Genomic DNA, 3,833 nt, shown 5'->3' on the forward strand with positions numbered 1-3,833 from the left:
TCGTCCCGGTGCGGGCGGTCGTCCCGGCGGCGGCGGCCCCGGTGGCCCCCCCGGCGCGGGCGGCGGCTTCCGCGGCCGCGGCGGCGGTCGCGGCAACACCGCGGGCGCCTTCGGCCGCAGCGGCGGCCGTCCCGTCCGCGGGCGCAAGAGCAAGCGCGCGAAGCGCCAGGAGTACGAGGCGATGCAGGCGCCGTCGGTCGGCGGCGTCAGCGTCCCCCGCGGCGACGGCTCGACGGTCATCCGCATCCGCCAGGGCGCGACCCTGACGGACTTCGCGGAGCGCATCGACGCCAACCCCGCGAGCCTCGTCACGGTGCTCTTCCACCTCGGCGAGATGGCCACGGCCACGCAGTCCCTCGACGAGGACACCTTCAAGCTCCTCGGCTCCGAGCTGGGCTACGACATCCAGCTCGTCTCGCCGGAGGAGGAGGAGCGCGAGCTCTTCGCCGACTTCGACATCGACCTCGCGGGCGAGCTCGAGGGCGAGGGCGACGACGTCCTGGAGGCGCGCCCGCCGGTCGTGACCGTCATGGGCCACGTCGACCACGGCAAGACGCGCCTGCTCGACGCCATCCGCTCGGCGGACGTCGTCTCGGGCGAGGCCGGCGGCATCACGCAGGCCATCGGCGCCTACCAGGTGGTGAAGGAGCACGAGGGCGAGGACCGCGCCATCACCTTCATCGACACCCCGGGCCACGAGGCGTTCACCGCCATGCGCGCCCGCGGCGCCGACGTCACCGACATCGTCGTGCTCGTCGTGGCGGCCGACGACGGCGTCATGCCGCAGACCGTCGAGGCGCTCAACCACGCCCAGGCGGCCGGCGTCCCGATCGTCGTCGCGGTCAACAAGATCGACAAGGACGGGGCCAACCCGGACAAGGTCAAGCAGCAGCTGACCGAGTACAACCTCGTCGCCGAGGACTACGGCGGCGACACGATGTTCGTCAACGTCTCCGCCCGGGAGAACCAGAACATCGACGGGCTCCTCGACGCGGTCCTCCTCACGGCGGACGCGGCGCTGGACCTGCGGGCCAACCCGGACAAGGACGCGCGCGGCGTCGCCATCGAGGGCCACCTCGACAAGGGCCGCGGCTCCGTGGCGACGGTGCTCGTGCAGTCGGGGACGCTGCGGGTCGGCGACGCGATCGTCGCCGGCGGCGCCCACGGCCGCGTGCGCGCCATGCTCGACGAGCGCGGCGAGAACGTCTCCGAGGCGGGCCCGTCCCGCCCGGTGCAGGTGCTGGGCCTCACGCAGGTCCCCGGCGCCGGCGACACGTTCATCGTCGCGTCCGACGACCGCACGGCCCGTCAGATCGCCGAGCGCCGCGAGGCGTCCGAGCGCGCCGCCCTCCTGGCCAAGCGCCGCAAGCGCATCAGCCTCGAGGACCTCACCGCCGCCCTGGCGGAGGGCAAGGTCGACAACCTCAACCTCATCATCAAGGGCGACGGGTCCGGCTCGGTCGAGGCGCTGGAGGAGGCGCTGCTCAAGATCGACGTCGGCGACGAGGTCGCGCTGCGGATCATCCACCGCGGCGTCGGCGCCATCACCCAGAACGACGTCAACCTCGCGACGGTCGACAACGCGATCATCGTCGGCTTCAACGTGCGCCCCGCCCCGCGGGTCGCCGAGCTGGCCGAGCGCGAGGGCGTCGACCTGCGGTTCTACTCGGTCATCTACGCGGTGATCGACGAGGTCGAGCAGTCGCTCAAGGGCATGCTCAAGCCCGAGTTCGAGGAGGTGCAGCTCGGCACCGCCGAGGTGCGCGAGGTCTTCCGCTCCTCGAAGTTCGGCAACATCGCCGGCTGCCTCGTGCGGACCGGCGAGGTGCGGCGCAACGCGCGGGCACGGCTGCTGCGCGACGGCGTCGTGCACGGCAACGACCTCGCGATCCACTCGCTGCGACGGTTCAAGGACGACGCCACCGAGGTCCGCGAGGGCTTCGAGTGCGGTATCGGCCTGGGGTCGTTCAACGACATCCGGGTCGACGACGTCATCGAGACGTACGAGATGCGCGAGAAGCCGCGCGCCTGACGCGCACGGCGGCACCGCCGGGCGCCCCCTCCGCGGGGGCGCCCGGCGGTGCGCTCGCACGACCAGCGCGACCAGCACGGCACGACCGGCACCGCACGGGAGGTCCGGGGAGGAGGGGCGAGGTGTTCGTCGGCGTCCTCGTCTGCGACCTGCTGCTCCCGCCCGACGTGGGCTCGCTCAAGGGCAAGCGGTCGGTCGTCCGCCCGCTCGTCGCCGAGCTGCGCCGCCTCGAGGTGGCCGTCGCCGAGACGGGCTCGCTGGACCTGCACCGGCGCGCGGAGGTCTCCGCGGCCGTGGTCGCCGCGACGGCGGACCGGTGCCACGAGGTGCTGGACCGCTGCGAGCGGCTCGTCGCGGCCCGGCCGGAGCTGCAGCTGCTCGACGCCCACCGGCTGCTGCGCTCGGACACCGACGACTAGGGCCGGCCGCCGCCGGACCAGCACGACCGCACGGACGCACGACCGGGGCGAGCCGCCCCGCCAGCCGAGGAGGACCGATGGCCGACCCCGCGAGGGCCCGCAAGCTCGCCGACCGCATCAAGGTGGTGGTCGCCGAGACGCTGGAGCGCCGCATCAAGGACCCGCGGCTGGGCTTCACCACCATCACCGCCGCGCGGGTCACGGGCGACCTGCAGCACGCGACGGTCTTCTACACCGTCTTCGGCGACGACGTGCAGAAGCAGGCCACCGCAGCCGCCCTGGCCAGCGCCCGGGGCGTGCTGCGCTCGGAGGTCGGGCGGCGCACCGGCGTCCGGCTGACCCCGACGCTGGAGTTCCTCGAGGACGCCGTCCCGGAGAACGCCCAGGCCATCGAGGACCTGCTGCGCACCGCGCGCGAGCAGGACGCGGCGGTCGCCGTCCTCGCCGCCTCCGCGCAGCCGGCCGGCGAGGCCGACCCCTACCGGCACGACCCCGCCCTCCTCGACGAGGACGACGACGAGGACCTCGACGACGACGAGGTGGAGGACGTCGAGCACGACCCCGACGCCCGGCCCGGGGCGGACCGGCTCGGCGACGACGTCCTCGACCCGGACGTCCGCGCCCGCCGCCGGTGAGCCGCCGGGGGAGCGGCCCCGAGCCCGCGGGCGGGCTCCTCGTCGTCGACAAGCCGGGCGGGATGACGAGCCACGACGTCGTGGCCCGCGTGCGCCGCCTCGCGGGCACCCGCCGCGTCGGGCACGCGGGCACGCTCGACCCGATGGCGACGGGTGTGCTGCTCCTCGGCGTCGGGCGCGCGACGCGCCTGCTCACGCACCTCGTCGGCGCGGACAAGGCCTACGACGCGGTCGTGCGCCTCGGGGAGGCGACGACGACCGACGACGCCGAGGGCGAGCTGCTGCCGGACGTCGGGACGGCGGCGGGCGCGCGCGGCGTCGACCCCGACGGCTCGGCGCTGGCGGACGCCCTCGCCGCGCTGCGCGGGCCGATCTCCCAGGTGCCGAGCGCCGTCTCGGCCATCAAGGTCGACGGCCGGCGCGCCTACGCCCGGGCCCGCGACGGCGAGGACGTGGCCCTCGCGGCCCGGCCCGTCGTCGTCAGCGCGCTGGAGGTGCGCGGGACGTCCCGGGGCACCGGGGCGAGCGGTCGGCCCGTCCTCGACCTCGACGTCCGGGCCGTCGTCAGCTCGGGCACCTACGTCCGGGCCCTGGCCCGCGACCTCGGCGCAGCCCTGGGGACCGGGGGGCACCTCACCGCGCTGCGCCGCACGCGCGTCGGCCCCTACGACCTCGACGGGGCGGCTCCCCTCGCGGAGCTGGCCGCCGCGGTGGACGCGCGCGGCGACGCCGGGCGGACGCCCGAGG

The 3,833-nt window shown here is 75.4% G+C and carries 4 protein-coding genes; all 4 read left to right on the forward strand.

Annotation, left to right across the window (positions count from 1 at the left end):
• Nucleotides 1-2,032, forward strand: a 2,032-nt coding sequence (gene infB, locus HLB09_RS14375; protein WP_171204021.1) for a translation initiation factor IF-2, incomplete at its 5' end; no start/stop codon positions are given.
• A gap of 122 nt (nucleotides 2,033-2,154) precedes the next feature.
• The gene (locus HLB09_RS19505) at nucleotides 2,155-2,451 is read left to right on the forward strand and encodes a DUF503 domain-containing protein (RefSeq protein ID WP_171204022.1); all 297 of its coding nucleotides are present in this window, start codon (nucleotides 2,155-2,157) and stop codon (nucleotides 2,449-2,451) included.
• Nucleotides 2,452-2,528: 77 nt separating this feature from the next.
• Nucleotides 2,529-3,086: a 30S ribosome-binding factor RbfA gene (gene rbfA, locus HLB09_RS14385; RefSeq protein WP_171204023.1), complete on the forward strand. Its 558-nt coding sequence runs from the start codon at nucleotides 2,529-2,531 to the stop codon at nucleotides 3,084-3,086.
• The coding region (truB, locus tag HLB09_RS14390; RefSeq protein ID WP_171204024.1) for a tRNA pseudouridine(55) synthase TruB at nucleotides 3,083-3,833 on the forward strand (751 nt) is incomplete at its 3' end. The genes rbfA and truB, both read left to right, overlap by 4 nt.

The sequence above is a fragment of the Pseudokineococcus marinus genome (assembly GCF_013004605.1).
In the GTDB taxonomy this organism is placed as follows: Bacteria; Actinomycetota; Actinomycetes; order Actinomycetales; family Quadrisphaeraceae; genus Pseudokineococcus; species Pseudokineococcus marinus.